General features: G+C 42.5%; 1 protein-coding gene. It reads right to left on the minus strand.

What is annotated here, in order from left to right:
* Positions 1 to 334: hypothetical protein (locus tag AAEY57_RS19555; protein ID WP_350608613.1), on the minus strand; the 334-nt coding region annotated here is incomplete at both ends.

Here is a 334-nt window from a genome sequence, read left to right on the forward strand (position 1 = left end):
CTTCTGGGGCCCATGCATATAGCTTTTTATCGGCATCACTTGGTAACTCAGTACCAAACTCTAAGTTAATAGTTCGCGGTTCAGCAACATCACCTTGAATTATTCTCGCTTGTGCTACTTGTTTACGCACATATTGTTGAATTTCTTGGGAGCGAAATACTTCTAGACGTTGTGGATTGCTTTTTAACTCGCTTTCTTGCTGACGATACATATCGTACCATTGCTGGCTTTCTACTGTTTGCAGGCGGTATTCTTCCCCCGCATTTGTTTGCATTGGCATTACCAAACCATCGTCAACCAGTTGAGCTAGTAGTTTAGGTACTTTAGCTCGAAG

Source organism: Pseudoalteromonas sp. MER144-MNA-CIBAN-0113 (assembly GCF_040308965.1).
Taxonomy (GTDB): domain Bacteria; phylum Pseudomonadota; class Gammaproteobacteria; order Enterobacterales; family Alteromonadaceae; genus Pseudoalteromonas; species Pseudoalteromonas tetraodonis.